Source organism: Mycobacteriales bacterium (genome assembly GCA_040902655.1).
Lineage (GTDB): Bacteria > Actinomycetota > Actinomycetes > Mycobacteriales > SCTD01 > SCTD01.
Genome location: JBBDWV010000052.1, coordinates 50,842 through 75,213, shown reverse-complemented (window position 1 = coordinate 75,213; position 24,372 = coordinate 50,842). Strand labels below are relative to the sequence as shown.

26 protein-coding genes are annotated in these 24,372 nt (G+C 72.3%); 9 read left to right on the top strand and 17 right to left on the bottom strand.

The features are described from left to right. The first annotated feature begins 3 nt into the window (after positions 1 to 3). On the top strand, positions 4 to 1,170 hold the full coding sequence (locus tag WD794_14900) for an MFS transporter (protein ID MEX2291598.1): 1,167 nt from the start codon (positions 4 to 6) through the stop codon (positions 1,168 to 1,170). Further along, entirely contained in the window at positions 1,167 to 1,625 is a 459-nt protein-coding gene (locus WD794_14895) for an isoprenylcysteine carboxylmethyltransferase family protein (GenBank protein MEX2291597.1), read from the top strand. The genes WD794_14900 and WD794_14895 overlap by 4 nt, the downstream gene beginning before the upstream one ends. Positions 1,626 to 1,646: 21 nt before the next feature. On the opposite strand, the gene WD794_14890 is transcribed toward WD794_14895, so the two are convergent. Next, positions 1,647 to 2,333, bottom strand: coding sequence for a dienelactone hydrolase family protein (locus tag WD794_14890; protein ID MEX2291596.1), 687 nt, complete (start codon positions 2,331 to 2,333; stop codon positions 1,647 to 1,649). Between the two features lie 215 nt (positions 2,334 to 2,548). Here WD794_14890 and WD794_14885 point away from each other — a divergent pair, with 215 nt between their 5' ends. Further along, complete coding sequence (locus WD794_14885) at positions 2,549 to 2,731, top strand: hypothetical protein (GenBank protein MEX2291595.1); 183 nt, start codon at positions 2,549 to 2,551, stop codon at positions 2,729 to 2,731. A 161-nt stretch (positions 2,732 to 2,892) separates the two neighbouring features. After that, positions 2,893 to 4,128, top strand: a complete 1,236-nt coding sequence (locus tag WD794_14880; GenBank protein MEX2291594.1) for an FAD-dependent oxidoreductase — start codon at positions 2,893 to 2,895, stop codon at positions 4,126 to 4,128. 7 nt (positions 4,129 to 4,135) lie between these two features. Here the strand turns inward: WD794_14880 and WD794_14875 are convergent, their stop codons facing one another. From WD794_14875 to WD794_14860, 4 genes are read right to left on the bottom strand one after another with little or no spacing between them, the layout of a single operon-like run. Then, positions 4,136 to 5,128, bottom strand: a complete 993-nt coding sequence (locus WD794_14875; GenBank protein ID MEX2291593.1) for an ABC transporter substrate-binding protein — start codon at positions 5,126 to 5,128, stop codon at positions 4,136 to 4,138. A gap of 4 nt (positions 5,129 to 5,132) precedes the next feature. Beyond that, on the bottom strand, positions 5,133 to 6,152 hold the full coding sequence (locus WD794_14870) for an amidohydrolase family protein (protein MEX2291592.1): 1,020 nt from the start codon (positions 6,150 to 6,152) through the stop codon (positions 5,133 to 5,135). Continuing rightward, positions 6,149 to 6,841 carry a 4-carboxy-4-hydroxy-2-oxoadipate aldolase/oxaloacetate decarboxylase gene (locus WD794_14865; GenBank protein ID MEX2291591.1) on the bottom strand — a complete coding sequence of 231 codons (693 nt, stop codon included), beginning with the start codon at positions 6,839 to 6,841 and terminating at the stop codon, positions 6,149 to 6,151. The genes WD794_14870 and WD794_14865 overlap by 4 nt, the downstream gene beginning before the upstream one ends. Continuing rightward, the gene (locus WD794_14860; GenBank protein ID MEX2291590.1) at positions 6,838 to 7,956 is read right to left on the bottom strand and encodes an alcohol dehydrogenase catalytic domain-containing protein; all 1,119 of its coding nucleotides are present in this window, start codon (positions 7,954 to 7,956) and stop codon (positions 6,838 to 6,840) included. Before WD794_14860 ends, WD794_14865 begins: the two co-directional genes overlap by 4 nt. Positions 7,957 to 8,057: 101 nt before the next feature. Between WD794_14860 and WD794_14855 the strand changes: the two genes are divergently transcribed. Beyond that, the gene (locus WD794_14855; protein ID MEX2291589.1) at positions 8,058 to 9,005 is read left to right on the top strand and encodes an ABC transporter substrate-binding protein; all 948 of its coding nucleotides are present in this window, start codon (positions 8,058 to 8,060) and stop codon (positions 9,003 to 9,005) included. Further along, the gene (rpiB, locus tag WD794_14850) at positions 9,005 to 9,457 is read left to right on the top strand and encodes a ribose 5-phosphate isomerase B (GenBank protein MEX2291588.1); all 453 of its coding nucleotides are present in this window, start codon (positions 9,005 to 9,007) and stop codon (positions 9,455 to 9,457) included. The genes WD794_14855 and rpiB overlap by 1 nt, the downstream gene beginning before the upstream one ends. Here the strand turns inward: rpiB and WD794_14845 are convergent. The 5 genes from WD794_14845 to WD794_14825 all read right to left on the bottom strand — a co-directional run bounded on the left by WD794_14845 (position 9,450) and on the right by WD794_14825 (position 13,382). Beyond that, on the bottom strand, positions 9,450 to 10,307 hold the full coding sequence (locus WD794_14845; protein ID MEX2291587.1) for an alpha/beta hydrolase: 858 nt from the start codon (positions 10,305 to 10,307) through the stop codon (positions 9,450 to 9,452). The genes rpiB and WD794_14845 overlap by 8 nt on opposite strands. Before the next feature lie 12 nt (positions 10,308 to 10,319). Further along, entirely contained in the window at positions 10,320 to 11,156 is an 837-nt protein-coding gene (locus WD794_14840) for a 3-methyl-2-oxobutanoate hydroxymethyltransferase (GenBank protein ID MEX2291586.1), read from the bottom strand. A gap of 32 nt (positions 11,157 to 11,188) precedes the next feature. Then, positions 11,189 to 11,680 carry a 3-methyl-2-oxobutanoate hydroxymethyltransferase gene (locus tag WD794_14835; protein MEX2291585.1) on the bottom strand — a complete coding sequence of 164 codons (492 nt, stop codon included), beginning with the start codon at positions 11,678 to 11,680 and terminating at the stop codon, positions 11,189 to 11,191. Next, a complete protein-coding gene (locus WD794_14830) occupies positions 11,680 to 12,966 on the bottom strand; it encodes an aromatic ring-hydroxylating dioxygenase subunit alpha (protein ID MEX2291584.1) in 1,287 nt (428 codons plus the stop codon). Before WD794_14830 ends, WD794_14835 begins: the two co-directional genes overlap by 1 nt. A gap of 92 nt (positions 12,967 to 13,058) precedes the next feature. Continuing rightward, positions 13,059 to 13,382 (bottom strand): 2Fe-2S iron-sulfur cluster-binding protein, encoded by a 324-nt coding sequence (locus WD794_14825; GenBank protein ID MEX2291583.1) that lies wholly within the window; start codon positions 13,380 to 13,382, stop codon positions 13,059 to 13,061. Positions 13,383 to 13,603: 221 nt separating this feature from the next. Between WD794_14825 and WD794_14820 the strand changes: the two genes are divergently transcribed. Beyond that, a complete protein-coding gene (locus tag WD794_14820; protein MEX2291582.1) occupies positions 13,604 to 14,374 on the top strand; it encodes a FadR/GntR family transcriptional regulator in 771 nt (256 codons plus the stop codon). Positions 14,375 to 14,397: 23 nt separating this feature from the next. Here WD794_14820 and WD794_14815 read toward each other — a convergent pair whose 3' ends face one another. The 7 genes from WD794_14815 to WD794_14785 all read right to left on the bottom strand — a co-directional run bounded on the left by WD794_14815 (position 14,398) and on the right by WD794_14785 (position 22,156). After that, positions 14,398 to 15,399, bottom strand: coding sequence for an SDR family oxidoreductase (locus tag WD794_14815; protein MEX2291581.1), 1,002 nt, complete (start codon positions 15,397 to 15,399; stop codon positions 14,398 to 14,400). An 11-nt stretch (positions 15,400 to 15,410) separates the two neighbouring features. Then, positions 15,411 to 15,992: a vitamin K epoxide reductase family protein gene (locus WD794_14810; GenBank protein MEX2291580.1), complete on the bottom strand. Its 582-nt coding sequence runs from the start codon at positions 15,990 to 15,992 to the stop codon at positions 15,411 to 15,413. Continuing rightward, positions 15,989 to 17,917 (bottom strand): glycoside hydrolase family 15 protein, encoded by a 1,929-nt coding sequence (locus WD794_14805; GenBank protein ID MEX2291579.1) that lies wholly within the window; start codon positions 17,915 to 17,917, stop codon positions 15,989 to 15,991. Before WD794_14805 ends, WD794_14810 begins: the two co-directional genes overlap by 4 nt. A 160-nt stretch (positions 17,918 to 18,077) precedes the next feature. Then, positions 18,078 to 19,658, bottom strand: a complete 1,581-nt coding sequence (locus tag WD794_14800) for a PQQ-dependent sugar dehydrogenase (protein ID MEX2291578.1) — start codon at positions 19,656 to 19,658, stop codon at positions 18,078 to 18,080. Positions 19,659 to 19,677: 19 nt separating this feature from the next. Beyond that, a complete protein-coding gene (locus WD794_14795) occupies positions 19,678 to 20,949 on the bottom strand; it encodes a hypothetical protein (protein ID MEX2291577.1) in 1,272 nt (423 codons plus the stop codon). Beyond that, the gene (locus tag WD794_14790; GenBank protein ID MEX2291576.1) at positions 20,946 to 21,620 is read right to left on the bottom strand and encodes a VTT domain-containing protein; all 675 of its coding nucleotides are present in this window, start codon (positions 21,618 to 21,620) and stop codon (positions 20,946 to 20,948) included. Before WD794_14790 ends, WD794_14795 begins: the two co-directional genes overlap by 4 nt. Next, positions 21,617 to 22,156, bottom strand: coding sequence for a DUF2231 domain-containing protein (locus tag WD794_14785; GenBank protein ID MEX2291575.1), 540 nt, complete (start codon positions 22,154 to 22,156; stop codon positions 21,617 to 21,619). Before WD794_14785 ends, WD794_14790 begins: the two co-directional genes overlap by 4 nt. Positions 22,157 to 22,494: 338 nt before the next feature. On the opposite strand from WD794_14785, the gene WD794_14780 reads away from it, so the two are divergent. Next, positions 22,495 to 23,175 (top strand): helix-turn-helix domain-containing protein, encoded by a 681-nt coding sequence (locus WD794_14780; GenBank protein MEX2291574.1) that lies wholly within the window; start codon positions 22,495 to 22,497, stop codon positions 23,173 to 23,175. A gap of 88 nt (positions 23,176 to 23,263) precedes the next feature. After that, entirely contained in the window at positions 23,264 to 24,355 is a 1,092-nt protein-coding gene (locus WD794_14775) for a ferredoxin reductase (protein MEX2291573.1), read from the top strand. Positions 24,356 to 24,372: the final 17 nt, after the last annotated feature.

Genomic DNA, 24,372 nt, shown 5'->3' with positions numbered 1-24,372 from the left:
CCTGTGACGACGTCGCGGGGGGGGCTGCGCTCGCGCTTCTCCCGCGACGTCCTCGCGTCCGCTGCCGGCGCCGCCGTGTACTCACTGGCACTCGCCATCGCGAGCGTCGCACTGCCCCTGCTGGCCCTGAGGGCCGGCTACTCCGCCGCGGGGATCGGTGCCCTCGTCGCCGTCTCCGCGGTGGCGCAGATGGCCACCCGCATGGTGCTCGGTGCGGTGATGCGTCGCTGGGCGGACTGGACCCTCATCGCCGGTGCAGGGCTGCTCCTCGCGCTCAGCAACGGCATCGTGGTGCTGTCCCCGTCGCTGGTGCCCTTCGTGCTCGCCCAAGTGCTGCAGGGCGTCTCGCGGGCCTGCTTCTGGACCGGGACCCAGACCCACGTCGTCCGCGGTCCCGGCCGCGCCGCGGGCACGCTGGCCACGGTCAACCTGGTCTCGTCCGTGGGCCTGCTGCTCGGCCCGGCCGTGGCCGGCCTGCTCTCCGAGCGCACCCCCGCACTCGCCCTCGCGGTGGCCGCCGGCATCGCCGCCGTCGGCGTCGTGCCGACATTCCTGCTGGACCGGCTGCCGCCGTTCGTCCCACCGGAGGACCGACCGCCGGGCCGCTTGTGGCGCCGCCCCGGCGTGGACGTCGGCTGCTGGGCCGGAGTCACGGCCGGGGCCTGGCGGGGACTGCTCGGCTCCTACGTCCCCGTCGCCCTGGACGCCGCACGCCAGTCCGCCTCGACGATCGGCATCTTGGTCTCCGTCGCCAACGGAGCGGCGCTGGTCGGTACGGCCGTCGCCGCCCGGGTCCGGCCGAAGTGGTCCACACGTGTCGTTCTCGGCAGCATCGTCGTGGCCGGCCTGGCGACTGCACTGACTGCCACCCTGGCCTCCCACGCGGTGCTGTCGGGGATCGTGCTGGCCGGCAGTGGCCTGGCGGCTGGGCTCCTCCAGGTGCTGGGCCTTGCTCTTGCCGCCGAGTCGGTCCACCCGGAGGAGCGGGGCGAGGCGATCGCCGTCACCGGTACTTTCCGCGCCGCTGCGCTGTTCGCCGCACCTCTCACCGTCGCAGGGCTGGTGATCCTGTTGCCCCTTGCCCCGTCCGTGGCCCTGGTCGGCGCCGCGATGACCCTGCCTGCCGCCGCTCTGCGCCGTCGCACCACCGTCCCGGAGGTCAGTTCATGAGGTTCTCGATCCGTGGCACCTCGACCCGGACTTTCGCCGTGATCCCGGCCCTCGTCCTGGCCGAGCAGGCGCTGTCCCGTCGTCCGCTGCACCCTCGCTGGGCGCCGCTGCTGGTCGCCGGCTACCTGCAGTACCGCCTGTCCGGGAACTATCGGATCACCCGCGCCGGCGGGCCTCCCGGAATGTCGCAGGGCCAGCCGGACGAGCTCGTGACGACGGGGATCTACGCGCACACCCGCAACCCGATGTACATGGGCCACCTCGTCTTCCTCACCGGACTGACCCTGGTCACCCGCTCTCCTGTGTCGCTGGCCCTCACTGCCGGCCTCGTGCACTGGTTCGACGAGCGGGCACGCACTGACCACCGCCGGTTGACGAAGATCTTCGGGACGCCCTACGAGGACTACGCCTCGAAGGTCCCCCGTTGGCTTCCCGGGCTTCCGACCGACCGCTGACGGGGAGGGGGCGTCGTCGGGTCACGCGTGGTCGTGGATGAACGCCCGCACCAGGTCCCAGGCGCGGGCGCACGCCTGCGCATGCTCGGCCGCGCGCCGGTCGAAGAACGAGTGCGGAGCGTCGTCGAAGACGTGCAGGTCGGCCGCGACTCCCGCCGCACGAGCTCTGCGGGCAAGCTGCTCCACGTCGCCGACACGGATGTTCGCGTCGGCGCCGGCGACCAGCATGAGCAGCGGAGCTCTCATCCCGTCCACGGCGTCCTCGGTCCGCTCTGGGCGTCCGTAGAAACCGATGGCCCCTGCCAGCCCGGGGGTGTCGGCTGACTGGCGCCAGGAGTAGCTTCCGCCGAAGCAGAAGCCGACGGTGAAGACGGAACGAACCCCCGCCTCCCGAAGATGATCGACGGCGGCGTGCACGTCCGCCGCGATGCCCTCCGGCGTCGTCTGCTGCACGTGTGGCGCGAAGTCGAAGCCCTCGGCGCGGTCCGGATCCTCGGCCGTCCGCGCGAAGTAGTCGATGGCAACGGCTTCGGCCCCTGTCTCTGCGAAGCGCACGGCCAGTTCCTTGTAGAACTGGTGCAGGCCACGGACGTCCGGCAGCACGACGATGCCGACACCCGTCGGCTTCCTCGGCCGGGCGTGGAACGCCAGCAGATCGATCCCTTCGGCGTTTCGCAAGGTGACCTCGGCGGCCGAGGCGGCTGCCACGGCTCCCTTTGCCGGCGGTGGACTGCTCGTATCGCTGTGACACATGGCGCTCACCTCATGGTCGGGAACGGGCGCGGGCCCGTTGCTCCTGCTGTTCGCCCGCACGTGGTGCAGGTCTATGTCCAGCATCACGCCACGGGTCGGACTCCCGGCGAAGACCCCCTTGTTGACGGTAGTGAGTGCGCAACCGTGCGCGCCGAGAGGGAGGTCGCCCCGTGTTTGCCGATGTGCAGGGTCTGCTGTTCCACGAGGACGGCGTGTCCGCCGACCTCGTCCGCGCCGGTGAGCCGCGGCTGCGGCGTCATCGTGGTCGCGACACTTCCCCGGCACTCGTCACGTCGCCCGCCCGCAGCCAGGCCCCGCTCCTGCGCCGGCTGGCCCGCCCCCTCTCCCCCTGACACCTCCCGAAAGGGCCCGTACCCGGGCGGTGCGGCCGCTCCGGCCGTTCCGGAACGGCAGGTGACGAATCCTCCCCTCAGAGGTAGAATGGTAAGTCCATTCACCTGAAGGGGTTCTCCATGAGGCGCGCCGCCGCACCCTCCGTCACGCCGGCGCTGACATGAGCAACGCCGGCACGCTCATCGTGGGTGCCAGCCAGGCGGGGCTGCAGCTGGCGGTCGCGCTGCGCGAGCTGGGTGACACCGCTGCCATCACGATCGTCGGCGCCGAGGTGCACCCGCCCTACCAGCGCCCGCCGCTGTCGAAGGAGTTCCTCACCGGCAGCTCGACCCGGGACGCGCTCGACTTCCGCACGCCCGCCTTCTACGCCGAGACCGGGATCGAGCTGGTCCTGGGCGAGCGGGTCACCGACCTGACCACGACTCCCGGCACCGCCACGACGTCCTCCGGTCGGAAGCTCCCCTTCGGCCGGCTCGCCCTGACCACCGGCGCCCGCCCTCGACGGCTCACGGTTCCGGGTGCCGACCTCGACGGGGTCTGCTATCTGCGGGACGTCGACGACGCCCAGCAGCTGCAGGCACGGCTCACGGCGGCGTCCCGCGTGGTCGTCGTCGGCGGCGGGTTCATCGGCCTGGAGGCCGCTGCGGTGGCGCGGGCACAGGGCAGCGACGTCACCGTCGTGGAGGCCACCGACCGGCTGATCGCGCGCGCCGTGGCACCGGTGGTCTCCGACTTCTACCGCCAGGCGCACCGACGCCGCGGCACCGACGTCCTGGTCTCGACCGGCGTCGCCGGGTTCCACGGCGACGGTGGTCGGGTACGTGCGGTGGTCCTCACCGACGGGACCGAGCTGCCCGCCGACCTCGTCGTGGTCGGCGTCGGCGTCGCCCCGCGCACGGAGCTGGCCGAGCAGCTCGGCCTCGCATGCGACGGCGGCATCGTCGTGGACGCCGCGGCCCGCACCAGCGACCCGGCCGTGGTCGCCGCCGGTGACTGCACCGTCCAGCCGCACCCCCTGACCGGCGTGGGCCGGGTCCGCCTCGAGTCGGTCCAGAACGCCGTGGCGCAGGCCGGCATCGCCGCCGCCAGCCTGCTCGGCCGGGACGTCGAGACCCGGACGGTCCCGTGGTTCTGGTCCTACCAGGGCGACCTGAAGCTGCAGATCGCCGGCCTGTCGACGGGCTACGACCAGTGCGTGGTGCGGGGAGAGCCGGACAGCGAGCGGTTCTCGTGCCTGTACTACCGCGGCGGCGAGCTGCTGGCGGTCGACGCCGTGAACAACCCGATCGACTACATGGTCGTCCGCAAGGCACTCACCTCGGGAGCGAGCATCCCCGCTGCCGACGCCGCCGACGCCGCCGTGCCACTGAAATCCCTGGTCGTCGCCGCCGGCTGAGCCGAGCTCAGATGACCGCGGACTCCGTCGCCTCCGGCGCGAACAGCTCCGCCGGCTCGAGCTGCCGGGAGGAAAGCCCCTGCTCGTGGTGGTAGCGCAGGAACGTCGCGAGTACGTGGGAGTTCGCCTCCAGCCCGTAGGACCAGAAGTCGTCGCCCATGAGCTGCTTGGCCTGCTCCAGGTCGTGGTTCAGCCACGGGAGCATGAAGCGCAGCGCGGAGGAGTCGTACAGGCTCACCATCGCCTCCTGCTTGGCCAGCAGCAGCGCCTTGTACAGCGACTGGGCGACCCAGCGATGGCGCTCGTAGACGTCCCGCCGCACCACCACCACGTGCATGATCGGGAAGATCCCGGTGTCCGCGTAGTACTGCTTCTCGGCCGCGACGGCGTCCGGGAACAGCCGGCGTACGCGGGGATCACGCGCCGCGAACGGCGACGGGATGCGGGGGGTGTAGAGCGCGTCGATCTCGCCCTCGGCGAGCAGGGCCGACAGCGTCTGGTCCGCAGCGATGCGGGTGATGTCGACGTTCGTGCTGAGCTGCAGCGGTGCCTTCTCGATCCGGCCGGCCGTCTCCTGCCCGCCGGTCAGGTAGCGCACCGAGTCCGCCGGGACGCCGTGCCGGTCGGCGAGGATGCCGCGGATCCACACCCCGGCGCTGACCTGGTACTCCGGGGTGCCCACCCGCTTGCCCCGCAGGTCCTCCGGCCGCTCGATGCCCGCGCCGGCATGGCAGTAGATGCCACCGTGCCGGAACTGCCGGGAGGTGAAGACGGGCAGCGCCACGAACGGCGCGGGATCCTGCTGCAGCGACATGACGTAGGAGGACAGCGACATCTCGGCCACTTCGAACTCCCGGTGCCGCATCATCCGGAAGAAGGTCTCCTCGACCGGCAGCCGCAGGTACGTCAGCTCGATGCCGTCCGCCCGGATCATGCCCTCCTCCAGGGCCCGGGTCCGGTCGTAGTCGCCGCAGGCGAAGGTCAGGGCGAGCCTGGCCACTGCCCTACCTCCCGCTCGCCGTGAGCTGTGCGTCGAGCCGCGGGTAGACCCGCCGCGCGTTCCCCTCGAACACCTTCCGGCGTTGCTGCTCGGTCAGGCCCGCGGCATCGACGTACTGCTTGGTGTCGTCCCACGCGATCCCGGTGTCGGGGTCGGCGCCGCGGACTGCACCGAGCATCTCGGAGGCGAACAGCACGTTGTCGGCCGGCACCACCTCGAGCAGCAGGTCGATGCCCGGCTGGTGATAGACGCAGGTGTCGAAGAAGACGTTGCGCAGCAGCTCGGTCGGGTCCTGCCAGCCGTTGCGCATCGCCAGTCCGCGGTAGCGCCCCCAGTGGTAGGGCACCGCCCCTCCCCCGTGCGGGATCACCAGACGCAGCGTCGGGAAGCGGCCGAACAGGTCACCCTCGAGCAGCTGCATGAACGCCGACGTGTCGGCGTTGAGGTAGTGCGCGCCGAGGGCGTGGAAGACGGGGTTGCACGAGCTGGAGACGTGCACCATCGCCGGCACGTCCAGCTCCACCATCGCCTCGTACAGCGGGAACCAGTACTCGTCGGTCAGCGGGGGCGAGGTCCAGAAGCCGCCGGAGGGGTCGGGATTGAGGTTGCACCCGACGAAGTCCATCGTCTCGACGCACCGCCGCAGTTCGGCGACGGCGTCGTCGAGGGAGCCACCGGGCGTCTGCGGCAGCTGGCACACGCTCGCGAAGTGCTCGGGGAACAGCCCGGCGACCCGGGCCACGAGGTCGTTGCCGGCCTGCGCCCAGGCGACCGCCGTGGTGGGGTCAGGAACGTGGTGCTCCATGCCCGACGCCTTCGGCGAGAAGATCATCAGGTCGCCACCGCGCTCACGCAGGATGCGCAGCTGGTTGTCCTCGATGCTCTCGCGAATGGCGTCGTCCGGGACGACCGACGGCTGCGGGACGGGGAGGGACGGGTCGGTGAGGGCGGCCAGCTGCGCGTCCCGGAACTCCTGGTGCGCCGGCGGGGTGGTCGTGTAGTGGCCGTGGATGTCGATGATCACTGTCCGTCCACCTCCTGGTCGACGTACGTCAGGCCCTTGCGCGCGAGCCGCTCGCGCATCGCGTTCACGTCGAGTCCGAGCTCCCCCCGCGCGTAGCGCTCCCGGGTGACCGCCTCCTTCTGCTCGCGCGTGCGGGAGGCCTCGAGCACCTGTGCGGCCCTGACCCGCGGAACGACCACGACCCCGTCGTCGTCGGCCACCACCACGTCACCCGGCTCGACCCACTGGCCGGCGCACACCAGCCCGATGTTCACGCTGCCGAGCGTCTCCTTCACGGTGCCGAACGCCGAGACGTGCCGCGACCAGACGGGGAAGCGCATGGCGGTGAGGTCGGCGACGTCACGACAGCCGGCGTCGATCACCAGGCCGCGCACCCCCCTCGCGGCGAGGGAGGTCGCCAGCAGGTCACCGAAGTAGCCCGCCTGCGAGGGCGAGGTCGGGGCGACGACCAGCAGGTCGCCCGCCTGACACTGCTCGACGGCCACGTGGATCATCCAGTTGTCGGCCGGAGCGACGCTGACGGTCACGGCCGTCCCGGCGACGCGGGCACCCGGGTAGATCGGGCGCAGCGCCGGGTCGAGCAGGTGGCGGCGCCCCTGTGCCTCGTGGACCGTCGAGACGCCGCACTGCGCGAGCCCGTCGACGACGTCCTGGCCGGCTCGCCGGATGCCGCGGACGACGATGCTCATGACTGCACGCCCCAGGGCAGCAGGGACACGTGGATGGCGTCCTCGCCGGTCTCGCCACCGAGCAGGCGGATCGCCCGGTCCACGTCCTGCAGGCCGAAGGTGTGGGTGGCCAGCCGGTCCAGCGGGAAGCGGCCGGAGGCCAGCTGCCCGAGGGCCAGCTCGACAGCCCGGTAGCCGTGACCGCGCGCGCTCTTGAGGGTGATCGCCTTCTCCGACATCTTCTTCAGCGGGAAGTCCGGGAAGCCGGCCAGCTCACCCTGAGTCACCATCACGCCCTCCCGGCGCTTGAGCGCGTCGATGCCGAGCAGCACCGGCGCCGTCCCCGCTCCGGCCGTGCAATCGAGCACCACGTCCACACCCCGGCCGCCGGTGAGCTCCAGGATCCGCGCCAGGGGGTCCTCGGCCTGCACGTCGACGACCGCGTCGGCCCCCAGGTCCCGAGCCAGCTCGAGCCGGGCCGCGTCGCGGGTGGTGCCGGTGACGACGATGAGCGAGGCGCCTGCCTGCTTGGAGGCCACGACCTGCGACAGGCCCTGCTGACCGGGCCCCTGGATCAGCACCGTGGAGTCGTAGCCGACGCCGCCGGCGTTGAGCGCCCACTCGATGCCGTTGGACAGCGGCGTGACCAGACCCGCCAGCTCGGCGGACACGCCGTCCGGCACCTTGTGCGTGACGGAGTTCCACGGCAGGAACATGTACTGCGAGAAGCCACCCCACAGCCGGCCCGGGTGGTCGGCGGAGGTGTAGCCGTAGCGGCGGGCATCGGGGTTGGTGCGCCAGTCGGTGAGCTCGCAGTGGCGGTACTCCCCGGCATGGCACCAGTCACAGTGGAAGCAGCCGACGTAGTGCTCGACGAAGACGCGGTCGCCCTCGCGCAGGCCCTTGCGCTGGAGGAACCCCTTGCCGGCCTTCGCGATGATGCCGACGTTCTCGTGCCCCATGATCACCGGGTCGGCGAACGGCGGCTTGGCGTACATCTTCACGTCGGTGCCGCAGATGCCGGCGACCTCGACCTTCAGCAACGCCCCGTCGTCCGGCACGTCCGGCATCGGGAACTCGCGGAGCTCGGTGGCCCCCGGTCCTGTCCGAACCGCTGCCAGCACCTGCTCTGCCATCGCCTGTCCCTCCGCCGCGTGCGCCGCCTGTCCGCGTCACCCTATCGAAGGTCTGATGGTATGACCATGGCTGCAGACCTTTGCCTACCTGAGGAGCTCCCGTGACCGAGCCGCGACTGACGACCGTGACGCGCACCTCCGGCGCGAACGCAGCGCTCAAGGACGGGACCGTGACCCCGCGGAGCTTCCGGTTCGACTTCGAGGAGGTGCCGGTCCTGCCCTCGGCGTTCCGGCGCATGGTGCGCGGGCTGGAGTTCGACGTGAGCGAGCTGGCGCTGACCACCTACCTGGCCGCCAAGGCCCACGGCGTCCGCTGCACCGCCGTGCCGGTGTTCCTCGTCAGGGGCTTCCACCACGGCGCCGTACAGGTGCTCGCCGGCTCCGACGTCCGGACGCCCCGGGACCTCGAGGGCCGCCGGGTCGGGGTGCACCGCGGCTACACCGTCACGACCGGCGTCTGGGCCCGCGCGGTGCTCGCCGAGGAGCACGGGGTGGACCTCGACCGTGTCACGTGGGTGCTGTCCGGCGACGAGCATGTGACGCAGTACGTGCCGCCGGCCAACGTCGTCGCGGTCGAGCCCGGCCGGACGCTCGAGGAGCTGCTTCGCGCCGGTGAGCTGGCCGCCGTCATCGGCGCCGACCTCGACGCCCCGGACGTCGTCCCCCTGCTCCCGGACCCGCTCGAGGCAGGGTTGGCCGCACTGCAGGCGCGCGGCCACTATCCGATCAACCACCTCGTCGTGGTGCGGGACGAGCTGCTCGACGCCCGCCCGGAACTCGCGGCCGACGTCTTCGACGCCTTCGCCCGTGCCAAGGGGATCTACGTGGACCGGCTCCGCGCCGGCGCGATCGAGACGGCGACAGCGACCGACCGCATGCACCTGCGCGTCATGGAGCTGACCGGCGCCGACCCGCTGCCGTACGGCCTGGAGCCGAACCGGGCGGTGCTGGAGCAGCTCGTGCGCTCCGCGGTGGACCAGCGGATCCTCGACCGGACGGTCGCCCTGGAGGACGTGTTCGCGCCCACCACGCACGGTCTGAGTGCCTGATGCGCCTGGCGGTGGCGGCAGACCACAACGGCATCGCCCTCAAGGCACGGCTGATCGCCTGGCTGAGGGAGCGGGGGCACGACGTCGACGACCGTGGCGCACACGACGAGGAGGTCGTGGACTATCCGCCGCTGTGCTCCGATGTCTGCCGGCGGGTGCTGGCCGGCACGGTCGACCGCGGCATCGTGATCGGGGGCAGCGGCTCCGGCGAGGCCATCGCCTGCAACAAGCACCGCGGTATCCGGGCCGGCCTGTGCCACGACGTGTGGGGCACCGGGATCTCGCGCGGCAACAACGACTCCAACGTCCTGGTCCTCGGCGCGAAGGTCGTCGGCCCGGAGCTCGCCGAGCAGATCCTCGAGACCTGGCTCGCGACCCCCTTCAAGGGCGGGGTGCACGCCCGGCGGCTCGCCCAGATCGCCGCGCTGGAGCGCGGCGAGCCGCTCAACTGAGCGGCACCGCGGCCAGGAACTCCAGGATCCGCGGGGGGGCCGTCTGCTCGGTCTGCTCCACGACCGGGACGTCCCAGTACTGCGCGAGGGGCAGGCACTCCTGCAGGTAACGCGCCGCCGAGGGCGCGTGCGACTCGTCCTGTCCCGGCACGATCAGCGCGGGGATCTCGAGCTGCAGCAGGTCCTCGGGCTCGGCACCGGAGACCGTGTCGCGGTCGAACATCAGCCGCGCGAGGCCGCTCACCACGACGGCGTAGCGAGCGGGGTCCATGCCGGCGTAGGCGCTCGCGAAGTCCGGGTCGGTGCGGATCACGCTGTTCCAGGGGCCGACCCGGGGGTCGGCGGTGAAGCCCTTGTCGCAGCCCAGCACGAGGTCGACGACCTGTCCGAGGCCGTGCTCCTCCACGTAGGCCAGGTGCCGGGTGAAGCGCGCGTGCTGCTTGAGCCGGTACTTCACGCCGCCGGCCGGGGAGAACAGGACCATGCTCGCCACCCGCTCCGGGTGCGTGACGGCGAAGGCGGCGACGGCCGAGCAGCCGACGCAGCCGCCCATCAGGTGCGCGCGCCCGGTGCCGAGGTGGTCGAGCAGCGCCCGCGCCTGAGCGACGTAGTCGCCCCAGGAGATGCGTTCGACCCGCCCTCCGGACTGCCCCGACTCGCGGCGGTCGAAGGTGATGCAGGTATAGCTGTGGCTCAGCTGCTCGAGCAGGCCGAGCCGCCGATAGATGCCGATGGTTCGCCAGCTCTCCAGGCTCGAGTCGAAGCCGCCGGGTGAGAACATCAGCAGCGGCGGGCCGTCGCCGGTCAGCTGGTAGCGCGTCGGGATCCCGTCGAGGACGGCGGTGGGCATGACGCGGCTCCTCTAGCTCGCCGGGGGGACGGGGATGCCGCCGGGCAGCTGCCGCGCGGAGCGGACGTCCTCGGCGTACGAGGTGATGGCGTCCAGGGTGATCCGCGCGACGTTGGCGTAGGTGTCGGGGGCACCGTCGAGCGCCGAAGCGGCGTAGCCGACGGCGGCGTTCACCATCCGCATCCGACCGTCCAGCCAGGGTCCGCCACCGAAGCCGCCGAGCACCGGGACGGTGACCGCCTGGGCGACCGCCGCCCCGACCACCGGGCCGGAGTTGGTGAAGTTCAGCAGGGCGGCTCCGGCCGCCTCGAGCCGCTTGGCCTCGGCGACCAGCTCGTCCTTCAGCTCCACCGGGACTGCGTCCGCGGCCGAGGGGATCGCCTTGTACTCCACGCCGTAGCGCAGCGCGGTCTGCGGGGTGATGCCGAACTGCGCGAAGACCGGGATGCCCGCGCGGGTCACGGCCTCGACCGCGTCCAGGTGATCCGACGCCGCGTCGAGCTTGACCAGGTCGACCCCGGCCTCCTTGACGAACCGGATCGCAGCGCGCACGGCGCTTACGGTGCCCTCCTGGAGCGGCCCGAACGGGAAGTCGGCGGACACCAGCGCACGCCGGGTGCCCCGGCGCACCGCCTGCGTCACGGTGAGCATCTGCTCCATCGTGATCTCGAACGGGTTCGTGTGGCCCCACAGGTTGACCCCGACTGTGTCACCGACCGACACGATCTCGACGCCGGCCCGGTCCACGATCCGGGCCACCTGGTAGTCCCAGGCCACCACGCCGACGATCTTGCGGCCGTCCTGCTTCATCTGCTGCAGGGTGCGCAGGCTGATCTTCTGGTCGTCCATGTCGCCCTGTCTGTCGTCGTCGGTGTGCGCGGTCAGGCCCGCAACGCGGTGAGCAGCTCGAGGACGTCGGTCTCGTCCGCTGTCGGGAGCAGCACGCGGGCGTGCGGGCGCAGCGCGGCCACGGCGTGCTGGGCCCCGGAGCCGGACACGAGGACCAGGCCGGCGGTCATGATGCCGCGCTCCCGGCACGCGCGGCCGAGCGCGGAAGCGCAGGCCGCGCCCGTGTCGTCCGTCGCGACCAACACCACGACATCGGCGTCCTGCAGCTGCTCGGCCAGGCTCGCAGGCTCCCCGCCGAGACCGGTGAGCACCAGCCGGTCGGCGTCACCGGTGCAGCCGAGGAAGCGGGCGTTGGCCCAGGGCTGCCCGGCCAGGCGACCCACGACAGCCGCGGCACCCGCGTCGAGCGCAATCACCCGGGCGCCACGGGCCGGCGCGATGGGCGTACTGATCCGGTAGCGCGTCTCGGCAGCGGTGGCCGCGCGGGCGCAACTGCTGAGTGTCGTCGTCGGGGGGACCGGCATCAGACCGACGCCACCGGCGTGCCGGGAACCACCCGCACCGCGTCCGCGCAGCCGTCCAGGAACGCCTCCGCCTGCGGCAGCACCACCGCTGCCGACCTGACGTGATGGTGCGCCGGGTCGACACCGGGCGGCGTCACCCCCTCGTCGCGCAGCGCGAGCGCCGCCTTCCGAAGCTTCTGACGGGCCTTGATGATGCCGCTGTCCGCCGGGACCAGCCGCTCCTTCATGCGGTCGACGATCGGGCCCATGCTCTCCTGCAGCGAGGAGTCCTGGATCGAGATGCCCTTGACCCCCGAGTAGTACTCCCCGCGCTTCTGCGCGTCGCGGTCCATCAGGTAGTCGTTGTCCATGTTGGCCACCGGCCGGTAGGTGCCCGGGATGTTCTCGCTGTGGATCCCGTGGCCGTCGATCATCGCCTGCCGCTCCGCCGCCGACAACGGCCGTACCGGGTGATAGTCGAAACTCCAGGCCCAGCAGTTCTCGTCGTCGATCGGGATCCAGAAGTGCCCGTGGATCGGGTGGTCACCGCGCGGCGGGACCATCGTGAAGCACGGCATCACCCACGGCGTGATGCGCCAGTAGTACTGGCCTTCCTCGGCGTTGCGCCGGGCGCCGACGAACAACCCACCCGAACTGTCGGCGACTTCGAAGAAGGGCTTGGTGTCGTTGAGGTTGTACTCGTTGCCCTTGGCGCCCTTGAAGAGCGGGTCGGTCTTGAGGCCACCGGAGTGCAGGAAGGTCACGTGGCTGGAGTCGATGCCGCCCTCGAAGGCCTGCAGCCAGTTGCACTGCTGCCACCGCTTCGAGGTGTAGGTCTGCTCCGGCGGGACCAGCGCGAACTCCCACTCGGGCAGCGGCGGCTGCGTGGCTGGGTCCCCCATGTAGGTCCAGAGCACGTCGCCGATCCTGACCAGGGGGTAGGCGCGCAGCTTCACGTTCTGGCAGAAGCTGCTGTTGTCGGCCTCCGAGGGCACCTCCACGCACTGCCCGGTGACGTCGAACTTCCAGCCGTGGTAGGCGCAGCGCAGCCCGGACTCCTCGACCCGGCCGAACCAGAGCGACACCCCCCGGTGGGCGCAGAACTCGTCGATCAGCCCGTACCGGCCCTCGCTGTCGCGGAAGGCGATCAGGCGCTCGGAGAGCAGCTTCACGCGGACCTGCGGGCAGTCGTCCTCCGGCAGCTCCTCGGCGAGCAGTGCCGGGATCCAGTACTGCCGGAACAGCTCGCCCATCGGCGTCGTCGGCGCCGTCTGGGTGAGCAGGTCGTTGATGTCCTGACGAAGCACACGGTCTCCCTAGTACGAGCCGACCGGGCATCGGGCAACGGCTGCCCGATCGGGGTCTAATTGTCTTACCTTTCAGCAGGCGGTGTCAACCGTCACGGCTGATCCGCCGGCACGTCGACCGTGAGCCCGTCCAGCTCGGAGCTGACCGGGATCTGACAGGACAACCGGCTGGTCGCGCGTCGCTCCGAGACGCCGAGGTCCAGCAGGTCCTCCTCCATGTCGTTCGGCTCACCGACCAGCGGTGCGAACTCCTCCCGCACCCAGACGTGGCAGGTGGCGCAGGAGGCGTTGCCGCCGCACTCACCGACGATTCCGGGGACGCCGTTCTTCACGGCGGCCGACATGACCGATTCGCCGACGGCCGCGTCGACCGTGTGCTGCTCGCCGGTGTCGGCGACGTAGACCACCTTCGGCACGGTCGGGTGTCCTCTCGACGGCGAGGCTGGGCCTCAGGTTGGTGGCGCGGGTGCACGCGTATGGTCTGTCCATTAGACCATGCCCTCCCGTCCCGGGGGTCGTTGCCGGGGACCGGCACAGGCCCGCGCGGCAGCCGGCGCCGTCGCCCGACCAGAAAAGAAAGCGGTCCGGCGTCGAACCATTGGACCGAATGCCCGGCGCCCGCCTATACGATGCCCCGGTGAAGACCCCCGGCACGACCTCAGCCCCCGATCTGGTCGATACGGGCAAGGGTGACCTGCTGACCCGCGTCAGCATCGGGCGGATCTCGGAGGTCATCGTGGAGCAGGTCCGGCTGCTCATCCGCCAGGGCCAGCTGTCCGCAGGTGACCGGCTGCCCTCTGAGCGCGAGCTGTGCGAGCGCTTCGGCGTCAGCCGGGTGACGGTCCGTGAGGCGCTGCGCGTGCTGGAGGCCAACGGCCTGGTCGAGATCCGGGTCGGCGCCCGCGGCGGGGCCTTCGTCACCGCGCCGAGCAGTCGCCTGGTCGGCGAGGGGATCGCCGACCTGATCACGCTGGCCTCCCTGACGGCGGTGGAGGTCACCGAGGCCCGGCTGGTCTTCGAGCTCGGCATCGTGCCGCTGGTCTGCGAGCGCGCGACCAAGGACGACATCGCGGCGTTGTACGAGATCTGCGACCGCAGCAGCGCCGCCCTCGAGGGCGACTCCTACCCGCTCGAGCTGTCTGCCGAGTGGCACACGCGGTATGCCCAGGCCGCGCACAACCGGGCGGTCGCCATGCTGGTGGAGTCCCTGCACGGCCCCCTGCTGATGTCCCTCGAGCGAGCGCGCGAGGCTGTGCCGGCGCACGGCCGACGAGGTGTGGAGGAGCACCGGGCCCTGGTCGACGCGATCGCCCGGCGCAGCGTACGCAAGGCCACCGACCTGATGAGCACGCACCTCACCCGGACGGCCGAGCGGTTGGCGCAGCACGAGAGCAGCCTCAAGGACTGAGCGACCGGGCTGAGCGACCGGCCTCAGCGCCGCAGCCGGCGGGCCAGCAGGCCCGCACCGGCCAGTCCCGCGCCCAGCAGCGCGCGGTGCTGACCGACCCACACCAGCGGGCTGTGCGCGTACGCCTGCCGGTCGAAGCTGCCGTGTGCCGCGACCTCGGCGCCGTACGCCGGCTCCCAGGTGTTGGCCTGCCGCCCCGGCGGGTCGTGGTCCGGTGACTGCTGCCCCTGCACGTTGGTGCTGGCGAGGTAACGGTCGAGCAGCGCCGGCGCGAGGCGGTTGCCGAGGATGGTGAGCGCGGTCGGCAGCCCGACCCACGTCGTTCGCCGGGGGTGATCGGCGACGTGCGCCACGGCCCGGGCGCAGACCTCGGGCTGGAAGATCGGCGGCACCGGCATGGGGTGGTGCTCGATGCCGCGGTGCAGCACCCAGTCGAACTGCGGGGTGTTGACGCCGGGCAGGTGCACCTCGGACAGGTGGACGGCCACGCCCTTGTGCGCGAGCTCGGTGCGGACCGACTCGGTGAAGCCCTTGATGGCATGTTTTGCGCCGCAGTAGGCGCTCTGCAGCGGAATACCGTGAAAAGCCAGCGCGGAACCGATCTGGATGACCTGACCGCGGTTGCGGGGGGTCATCCGCCGGAGCGCGGCCCGGGTCCCGTTCACGAAGCCCAGGTAGGTGACCATCGTGATGCGGTCGTACTCATCGGGCTGCAACTCGTCGAAGAAGGCGATGGCGCCGGTGAAGGCGTTGTTGACCCACAGCTCGATGGGTCCGAGCGCGGCCTCGACCGCGTCGGCGGCACGCTCGAGGGCCGCGGCGTCGGCGACGTCGACCGACACGCCCGTCGCCGAGCGACCGAGCGCACGGACCTCGGCCACGGTGGCGTCCAGCCGCTCCTGCCCACGGGCGAGCACGGCGACGTCCCAGCCGCGCCGGGCGAGCTCGCGGGTCACCGCCCGGCCGACACCGGCGGTGCCCCCGGTGACGACAGCCGTCCCGCGGGGCCTGGAGCGCTTGCGCACTGTCGGTGTCCTCACCGGTCGCGGAAGGCCCGCCAGGCGGCGCGCGCCTCGGGCAGCGCACCGGGGACGGTCGCGACCAGCAGGCCGGCGCTGAGGGTGCACCAGGAGCAGATCTTCTTGTGCTTGCTGACCTGCTCGGCGAACAGGTAGATCCCGCCGGCGGCGTCGACGAGGCTCTTGGCCAGCAGCGCCAGCGGGATCCACGGCTGCTCTCGGTGACGCTCGGCACCGCCCATCCCGGCCAGCACGAGCGAGAGCCCCGCGCTGGCGATGCCCAGGGCCGCGTCGGGCGTGTTGAGGACGGCGTACGCCTCCCCTGACGCGTCGACCCGGTCCGCGTCGATCCCCGGCAGCGACGGCTCCGGGACGGACCGGAGCACGCCGAACTGGTAGAGCGCGACGACGGACAGGCTGCCGGCCGCGGCCGTCTGCAGCAGCGCGGTGCGGCGCCGCCGGTCGAGGAACTCCCCCGCCTCACGGCGCAGAGCGTCGGAGACGGCCTCGGCCCGCGCGTTGCTGCCACGGCCGATGCCGCCCTCACCGGGGCGGATGCTGGCGGCCGGCGGGCCGGCCGGGTGCAATCGGGTGCTCATCGATTCTCCTCTGACGTCGGGCGCTCGTGGTCCTGCTCCGTGCCCTGTCCGGCCCGCAGCCGCACGTAGCGGTACAGCCGCCAGGCCCACAACCCGGGAGCGCCCCACGTCTCCCGCCGCTGCGCGGCGTCCAGGACGTACACCGCGCGGGCGAGCTCGGCGTGCGACCAGACCAGCGGGGTGTTGCCCAGCAGCCGGCCGGTCTGCGGGTCGACCTCCTCCGACAGCAGCCGTGGCAGGCCGGCACACAGCCGGTCCAGGCGCTGCCGGGCCTGCTCGACACGGCCGATCCGGGCCAGCGCGGTGACCGCGAGGAAGCTCATCGGCAGGAATGCTCCCTCGATGCCGGAGAAGCCGTCCTCCTCGCCGGGCGGGTAGCGGTGCAGGTGGGCGCCGGCGCCGAGCCGGGCCAGCACGGCGTCGACCAGCCGGCCCGCCCGGGGGTCGTCGCGCGCGAACAGTCCGAAGGCGACGGCCATCAGCGAGGACGCATCGGGTCGGTCGGCGGGCCCGTCGTAGCTCTGCGGCAGCAGGCCGTCCGGTCCGAGGGCCGACAGCACCCGCCGGGAGATGACGTCGCGGGCCTTTTTCCACTGCCTGCGCCGGGTCCACGGCCGCCACCCGCGGGCGATCCACAGCGCACGGTCCAGGACCAGCCAGCGGCCGATGTCGCCGTCGATCAGCGGCTGCGCCTCGCGCATCTCCCAGATGCCGTGGCTGGCCTTCGGCTGCTCCGGCTCGTCCGCGGCGATGCTGTCGGCCAGCCGGGACACCAGCGCCCAGGTGCGGTCGTCGAGCCGACCGCCGACCTGCACGTACACCGAGACGGCCTCGGTGAGCAGGCCGAGCGCGTCGTACTGCCGCTGGTCCCGGGCGCCGTTGCCGACCCGGACCGGCCGGGAGGCGGCCCAGCCGGAAACGCCGGGCACTTCGGACTCCTCCGGCACCGGCTCGCCGCGGACGTCGAGCATCGGCCGGGTCAGCAGGTCGGTGTCACCCCAGGCGTCGTGCACGAACTCGAGGTAGCGGCGGGCGTCGGCGGACCGGCCCAGCAGCGCCGCGACGGCCGTGGACAGCGAGGCGTCGCGCAGCCAGGTGTAGCGGTAGTCGAACTGCCGATCGTGCCCCACCGCCTCCGGCAGGCTGGTCGTCGGCGAGGCAACGACCGCGCCGGTCGGCTGGTAGGTGCAGGCCCGGATCACCGCCAGCGCGTCGAGCGCGCGCTCCGGGTGGGTCCGCGGGAGGCGGGCGCTGTGCAGCAGGCTCTGCTCGTGCTGCTCGCGGGCCCTGAGCCGGTCGAGCAGCGCGTCGGCGTCGCGTCCCGGGTCGCCGCCCACCGCGACGATGAGCACACTCCAGCGGTCCGGCGTCAGGTGCACCGTGCTGAGCAACCGGTCACCCTGCAGCCGGTGGTCGGCGGCCCGCACCAGCAGCTGCTGGTCGACCCCCCGCGACCGGCGCCGGCCGGTAGCGGTGTCGCCCTCGAGGGACAGCCGGACCGGCTCGGTTCCGAAGCCGCCGAGTCGCAGCGCGTGCTCGACGGTGGCCGGCGCCGGGGACGGCAGTCCCGCTGTGGGCAGCAGCCGCAGGCAGCGGACCAGGGCCGACCCGTCGTCGTCGGTCAGCAGCCCGTCGCGGACCTCCACCAGCACCGTCCCGCTGCGCAGGACGGTACGGCTCGTGGCGCCGGCCGGCCCGTCGTCGCAGTCGACGAAGTCGAGGTCGGGAAAGCCTGCGAAACCCCCGTCGGGGTCGAGCAACTGCCAGCACAGCGGCGCGTCGTCGAACTGCGGGGCGCACCACCATCGGACGGTGCCGTCCGGCGCCAGCACCGCCACCGTCCTGTCGTCGCCGAGCAGCCGGTGCGCACCCAGCTCCGGGGACCAGCGGACCTGCCGCGGCCCCGGCCGGGTCGCCGTCGTCACGCGTCACCAGGAGTCATTGCCGCCGTCCTTCCCGACGGGCGCGAACACGAACGTGCAGCGTCACCCCGGTTGCCGTGCCCGCACGGTCACTGAGGGTGCGCTACACGCCTGACCAGGACAGCTCTTCCGGAAAATCCTGGCGTTCCGGGCAGGACGAGGGTCAGCCTCCGCGGCGCAGCAGGTAGACCACGAGGGCCACCAGCGCGGCCAGCCCCGCAGCTGCGACCAGCGCCTGGAGCAGGTAGAGCGGGACCTGCCTGGCTCGCGGCGGCGGACCGACCGGACCTGACGTGCGGCGGATGCGCCACAGCGCCCCGCTTGCGAGCGGCATGCGGATGCCGCCGACCTCGGGGGCGATGTCGATCTGACCCCAGTCGACGACGTAGAGCGCGCCGTCCGGGCCGAACTGGCAGTGCGACGGACGCTCGAACCCGGAGTGCGGCAGCTTCGACGCGGGGCCGTTGATCTTGTTGACGGCGAAGTCCGCCACCTCGCCGCTGCGCATGTCGACCCGCACCACCTTGAAACCGACCGGCGTCATCGGGCGGGCCGTCACGGGCGCGACGTCGCCGAACAGCGCGATGAAGGCGTCGCCCTCGTAGCCGAAGGCCGGGTCCCGGCAGAAGTCGACGCCGTTGGGAGCCGCGTGCGGCGGCAGGCTCACGAACGGCTTCGGCGGGTCCGGATCCGGCGGGTCCGCGAGCAACGGCTCGCGGTTGCGGCCCTTGTCGCCCCAGTACGGGTCGTCCAGCCGGATGCCCGAGGCGTAGTCGGGCCAGCCGTACCAGGCTCCCTCCCGGATCTCGTAGAAATCCTCCAGATCCCCGACGATGTAGCGCTCACCTCGCTCGTCGATGCCGTGCTCGGTCGCGAACAGCCGGCCGTCGGGGTGGAAGGCGATTCCGTACGGGTTGCGCAGGCCCCACGCCACGCACTCCAGCTCGCTGCCGTCCGGCCGGCAGCGCAGGACGGCGCCGCTCGCCGCTGCGCTCCCCCGGATGATCTGGCCCGGCTCCGTCGCGGTGCCGAAGGGGACATAGGCGCCGCAGCTGACCTCGTGGGTCAGCGATCCGAGCACGTCGCGGTAACGGACGTTGCGGCCGGTGAGCACCACGTCCGCTCCGGGCACGTCGTGGAAGTCCGGGAAGGCGGGAAGCCACTCGTAGGCGAAGTTGTCGGCGCCGACCACGGCAGTGTTGGTGGCCGTGCCCTGCCCCCAGTAGATCCTGCCGTCCGGCCCGAGGACCGGGTAGTTGGTCTGGTGGTCACCCAGCCCCGGCAGTCCGTCGAGCAGCGTCTGCGCCTTTCCGTCCGGCGTGATGCGCAGCAGCCGGTCGGTGTCGGTGACGATCAGCGCGCCGTCGTGCCAGCAGGCGCCGGTGACCGCTCCGGTCTTCCTCCACTCCGCATCGGAGAACTCGTACACGACCTCGGTCGCGCCGGTCGCCGGGTCCACCCGCAGCACCCGGGGCCGGGTCTCGATCTTGTGCCCGCACTCGATGACGTAGCAGCTGCCGTCGGGGGCGAAGGTGCAGTGCACCGGGGCGTTCAGGCCCGTCGTCACGACCTCGGCGACGAAGCCGTCGGGGAGCAGGATGTCCTCGGCGCGCCACTGCCGGGACTCGACGCGGCGCAGCGACCGTCCCCGGACGAGCGGCTGGAACGGCTTGTAGAGATAGGCCAGCCACTGGTCGAGTTTGGCTGCCTGGACCGCCGGGCCGCCGGGCCTTTTCGTGCTCATGTCGCCGCTCCTCGGGTCGTCACTGCTCCAGCAGGTCTGTCGGGAGGCGCCAGAGCGCACCGCTGCCGGGCTCCGCGCGCACCCCCTGCTCCGTCATCTCGAAGCGCCCGAAGTCGAGGACGAGCGCGGTGCCGTCCGCCGGGTCGAAGCGCACGTCGATGGGCCGGGCGAGCTCGGCGTCGAGGGCGACCGGATGCACCGTCCACTCCCCCGTGTCCACGCGGACGAGTGCCCGCCCGACGGATGCCCCGCCGCCCGGCACCGTCATGGGGGCCTCGTCGCCGAACAGCGCGACCAGCAGCTGCCCGGCGTAGCGGCTGCCCTCCGGATAGACGTCGAACTTGACGGCGGCCACGTGCGGCGCGAACTCGACCAGCGGCCGCTCGGGCGGGGGCAGCTCGTCGTGGTGGGCGAGCAGGAAAACCGGCTCCGGCCCGCAGCCGGGCAGGAAGCGCGGGTCGGTGACCGGCCGGCCGGCGACGAAATCGGGCCAGCCGTACCACGCGCCGGGACGCACCTCGAACAACGCATCGGGCGCGGCGCCGACCGGCCGGCTGCCCCGGTCGTCGGCTCCCTGGTCGATGGCGAGCAGGCGGCCGTCCGGCAGGAAGCCCAGCGCCCAGGCATTGCGCAGTCCCCACGCGACCACCTCGAGCCCGGTGCCGTCCGGCCGGCAGCGCATGACCGCGGCGGTCGCCGGCACCTGACCCGGGATGCGGTGCCCGGCGGGGTGCGCAACCCCGAAGGGCGCGAACCCACCCGTCCGCGCCCGGGCGCCGGTGTCCGGCGCGAACGGATCGGCGGTCTCGGCGACGTGGGCGGCGAGGACCACGTCGTAGCCGGGAAGGTCGTGCGCGTGCGGCAGCCGGCCGAGCCAGCCGATCTCGTAGGAGTCGAGGCCGACGATCCCGGTGTTCGTCATCGCGCCCTGGCTGAAGTAGATCCAGCCGTCCGGGCCCGCCAGCGCGGTGTTGGTGTGGTAATTGCCCGGCCCGGGCAGCCCGTCCAGCAGCGTCCGGCGTTCCCCTGTCGCCGTGAGCACGCTGATCCGGCCCGGATGGCCGCCCTCGGCGAGCAACAGGTCGGGGCCGTACGGCGACAGGCCGTTCACCGGTGCCCGCAGGCCGTCCGCGACCAGCTGCTTCGAGCCGTCGGCCACCACCCGCCAGACCCGGCCACCCGGTGCAGCTCCGCCGAACGGGAGCCCGGCCTCGGCCACGAACACGCTCCCGTCGCCGGACAGCGCGATGCTCGTCGGGAACGTCAGGCCGGCAAGGAAGGGGGATGTCATGCCGCCGCCTGCCGCTCACGGAAGGACGCGCGCCGCGCCAGCAGGAGCGCGGCGAGGGCGAGTCCCACCAGAACGATGAACACCAGCAACGCCACGCCCGATGTCGCTGCCCACCGGCCCGCGACGGCGTACGCGAGTGCGACCGGTAGCGAGCCCGCTACCCCCGCCGCCAGCACCGGGACGAGCCGCATCCCGGTGGCTCCGGCCATGATGGTCACGGTCTCGGCGAGCACAGGCACCGGGCGCGTCACGATCAGGGCGGCCGGCCCCCACCGGCCCAGCAGGGCGCTCGCCCGGGCCCGTTGGAGCGGTGACAGCGGCTGCTCCAGGCGGCCCCGCCCCGTGCGACCGACCAGCCACCCGGCGAGCACCGCTCCGGTGTTTCCCACCAGCGACAGCATGGTGCCGACCGCGACGCCGAACAGCGCTCCGTGTGCCGTCATGACGCCGCTGGACGGCACCGGCAGGAGCACGTCGGCGATGAGCAGGCCGATGCCGGAGGCGGCGGCCGTCCAGGCGCTGCTGCCGTGGAGCAGGCGCGCATCCTGGAAGCCCGGCACCTGCGCCATCTGCACGACCGCGAACGTCGCCAGCGTGATCCCCACGACCAGGCCGGCAGCCAGGGCATACCGCCGCCAGACGGTGCGGTGGGAGATCCGCTGCGCTGTCACGACCCGTAGGACGGCGGCGCCGGTGAGCGGACGGCGGCGGCATCGCGCCGGCCCAGCTGGATGCCGGTGGTGAACGAGGGCCGTGCATCCAGCTCGGCGTCGTCGTCGACCCCGACACCGAGGCGGCCTACCAGCTCGCCGCCGAGCCACCCGGTCAGCAGCGCCAGCGCGGCACCGGCCAGCGCCAGCCCCAGCGCCAGGCCGGTGGCGACATGATCCGTCTCAGCCGCCCGCAGCAGCCAGCTGGCGGCGAACAGCACCACGACCACGACGTTGCCCACACCATGCACGGCGCCGACCCGCTTGGCGCGGGTGCCGGCCGGCACGGCGAGGTAGTCGATGAAGCCGAACACGGCGGCGAGCAGACCGCCGAGCACCCCCGCGGCGATCATCAGGTAGCTGGCGGTGGCGAAGTCGGCGTTGCCGGTGGACAGCCGCAGGAGGTCGAACACGACTGCGGTGGCCAGCAGGCCCAGGGGCAGAACGATCAGTTGCTGGTGAATGGCGTGTCCGGCGAGCTTGGCGGAACTGTCCATCGGATGCTCCTCGGAGTGGGAACGGAAATCGGCTATGCAGCGGGTCGACGCTGCCGGGCAGCACGGGTCAGGCTGCCCGGCCGGCCGTCAGTGGCCCTGATCCGCGTTGTCGTCCTTCTTGGCGGTCTCGCAGCCGCACTCCTTGCACATGTCGACCTCCCTTCCGATGTTGTACCTACAGATGTTGTTACTACTCGCTCTGCCGCATTCGGTCAATTTTCGTTGGAGAAAAGATGAGGGGTCGGGGCGCCGACCGGGCTGCTCGCCCCATCGAGACGCAACCCCGTCATCCCCCGTTCGGTCAACCACTGTTGGACAAACGTCGGTAGGCTGTCGCTGTGGGATTCGAGCAGGACATCAGTCAGCTGGGCGTGTTCACCGAGCCGCAGCGGCGGCGCGTCTTCGAGCGGCTGCAGGCGGACGGGCCGTGCACGGTGACCGCGCTGGTCGACACGCTGGGCGTGGGCCGCACCCTCGTCGCCTTCCACCTGGGCAAGCTGCTCGAGTCCGGCTTCGTCGAGGGAATCGGGCCGGACGCCACCACCGGCGGACCCGGTCGCCCGGCGCAGCGCTACCGCGTATCGAAGCAGGAGGTGGTGGCGAGCGTGCCGGACCGCCGCTACGACCTGCTCGCCGGCGTCCTGCTCGACAGCATCGCCGACTTCCGACCCGACGACACGGCGCACACGAGCGCCCTGCGGGCCGCCCGGCGCCGCGGCGCGGAGCTGGGCCGGCAGCTCGCCTCCGGACGGCTCCCCCGGACGGCGACGGCCCGGTTCGCGCGGCTGGAGCGGCTGCTGTCCACGCTCGGCTATGCCCCGCGCCGGCAGGGCGACGAGCTGTTCGTACGGAACTGTCCGTTCGACACGTTCCGGGCCACGAACACCGAGCAGGTCTGCTCGCTGAACCTCTCCCTCTCGGACGGCTATCTCGAGGGGCTCGGGCTGGACCGGGACCTGCAGGCCGACCTGCGCCCCGACCCGGACAGCTGCTGCGTCGCTTTCCGGCAGTCTGGCTGACTCCTTGTTGTGACGCGATGAATTCCGCCGCACAACCTCCTCCGGACGGACCAGCGACTTAGCGTCCCGATCGGGGCAGCCTGACAGCATGACTGCACCGGCCCTTGCTCCTGCCGCCCTGACCCGGCTGCGCGAGCGCGCTGTCCAGCTCGCGGGGCTGGTGGCCACGCCGCTCGTCCCGTCCGACTACGTCGACCTGCTGGACCCGCTGCGGTCCGGCGCCGACCTGCGCGGACGGATCGTCGCGGTGCATCCGGAGACCCGCGACGCGGTGTCCCTCGTTCTCCGCCCGGGACGTGGCTGGCGGCCACACACCCCCGGCCAGTACGTGCGGCTCGGCGTCGACGTCGACGGGGTCCGCCAATGGCGAGCTTACTCCCTCACCTCGCCGGTGGACCGGCCCGACGGGTGCATCGCCGTCACCGTCAAGGCCATCCCTGACGGCACGGTCAGCAACCACCTCGTCCGCCGCGCCCGCCCCGGCCTCGTGGTCCAGCTCGACCAGGCGACCGGGGCCTTCGTCCTGCCCGAGCCCCGGCCGGCGAAGGTGCTCTTCGTGACGGCCGGCAGCGGGATCACCCCCGTCATGGGGATGCTGCGCAACGCGCTCGACGAGCTCGAGGACGTCGTCCTGGTGCACTCGGCACCGACCGCAGGCGACGTCGTCTTCGGCGGCGAGTTGCGCGCCCTGGCCGCGCGCGGCCGCATCCGGCTGGTGGAACAGCACACCGACGAAGCCGGGCTGCTCACCGCCGAGGACGTCGAAGGGCTGGTGCCCGACCTGGCCGAGCGGCAGACCTGGGCCTGCGGCCCGGTCGGGATGCTCGACGCGCTCGAGGAACACTTCGGCGCCCGCGGCATCGCCGACCGGCTGCACACCGAACGCTTCCGGGCCACCGTCCTGGCGACCGGCGAGGGCGGCACGGTGCGCTTCCTCGAGCAGCAGGTCACCCTCGAAGCCGGCGGCGGCACGCCCCTGCTCGACGCCGGCGAGAAGGCCGGGGTGCTCATGCCGTCCGGCTGCCGGATGGGCATCTGCTTCGGCTGCGTCGTACCGCTGCGCTCCGGCGCCGTCCGCGACCTGCGCGACGGCGCGCTCACCACCGCCGCCGAGGGCGACGGCGTGCGCATCCAGACCTGCATCAACGCCGCTGCCGGCGCCTGCGACATCGAACTCTGACACCCGGACCCGTGGAG

Excerpts from the sequence above, each read along its gene's own strand:
- WD794_14785 (MEX2291575.1), bottom strand. The coding sequence starts at position 22,156 with ATGGACAGTTCCGCCAAGCTCGCCGGACACGCCATTCACCAGCAACTG.
- WD794_14880 (MEX2291594.1), top strand. The coding sequence starts at position 2,893 with ATGAGCAACGCCGGCACGCTCATCGTGGGTGCCAGCCAGGCGGGGCTG.
- rpiB (MEX2291588.1), top strand. The coding sequence starts at position 9,005 with ATGCGCCTGGCGGTGGCGGCAGACCACAACGGCATCGCCCTCAAGGCA.
- WD794_14775 (MEX2291573.1), top strand. The coding sequence starts at position 23,264 with ATGACTGCACCGGCCCTTGCTCCTGCCGCCCTGACCCGGCTGCGCGAG.
- WD794_14810 (MEX2291580.1), bottom strand. The coding sequence starts at position 15,992 with ATGAGCACCCGATTGCACCCGGCCGGCCCGCCGGCCGCCAGCATCCGC.
- WD794_14860 (MEX2291590.1), bottom strand. The coding sequence starts at position 7,956 with ATGGCAGAGCAGGTGCTGGCAGCGGTTCGGACAGGACCGGGGGCCACC.
- WD794_14895 (MEX2291597.1), top strand. The coding sequence starts at position 1,167 with ATGAGGTTCTCGATCCGTGGCACCTCGACCCGGACTTTCGCCGTGATC.
- WD794_14840 (MEX2291586.1), bottom strand. The coding sequence starts at position 11,156 with ATGGACGACCAGAAGATCAGCCTGCGCACCCTGCAGCAGATGAAGCAG.
- WD794_14845 (MEX2291587.1), bottom strand. The coding sequence starts at position 10,307 with ATGCCCACCGCCGTCCTCGACGGGATCCCGACGCGCTACCAGCTGACC.
- WD794_14800 (MEX2291578.1), bottom strand. The coding sequence starts at position 19,658 with ATGAGCACGAAAAGGCCCGGCGGCCCGGCGGTCCAGGCAGCCAAACTC.
- WD794_14795 (MEX2291577.1), bottom strand. The coding sequence starts at position 20,949 with ATGACATCCCCCTTCCTTGCCGGCCTGACGTTCCCGACGAGCATCGCG.
- WD794_14865 (MEX2291591.1), bottom strand. The coding sequence starts at position 6,841 with ATGAGCATCGTCGTCCGCGGCATCCGGCGAGCCGGCCAGGACGTCGTC.
- WD794_14835 (MEX2291585.1), bottom strand. The coding sequence starts at position 11,680 with ATGCCGGTCCCCCCGACGACGACACTCAGCAGTTGCGCCCGCGCGGCC.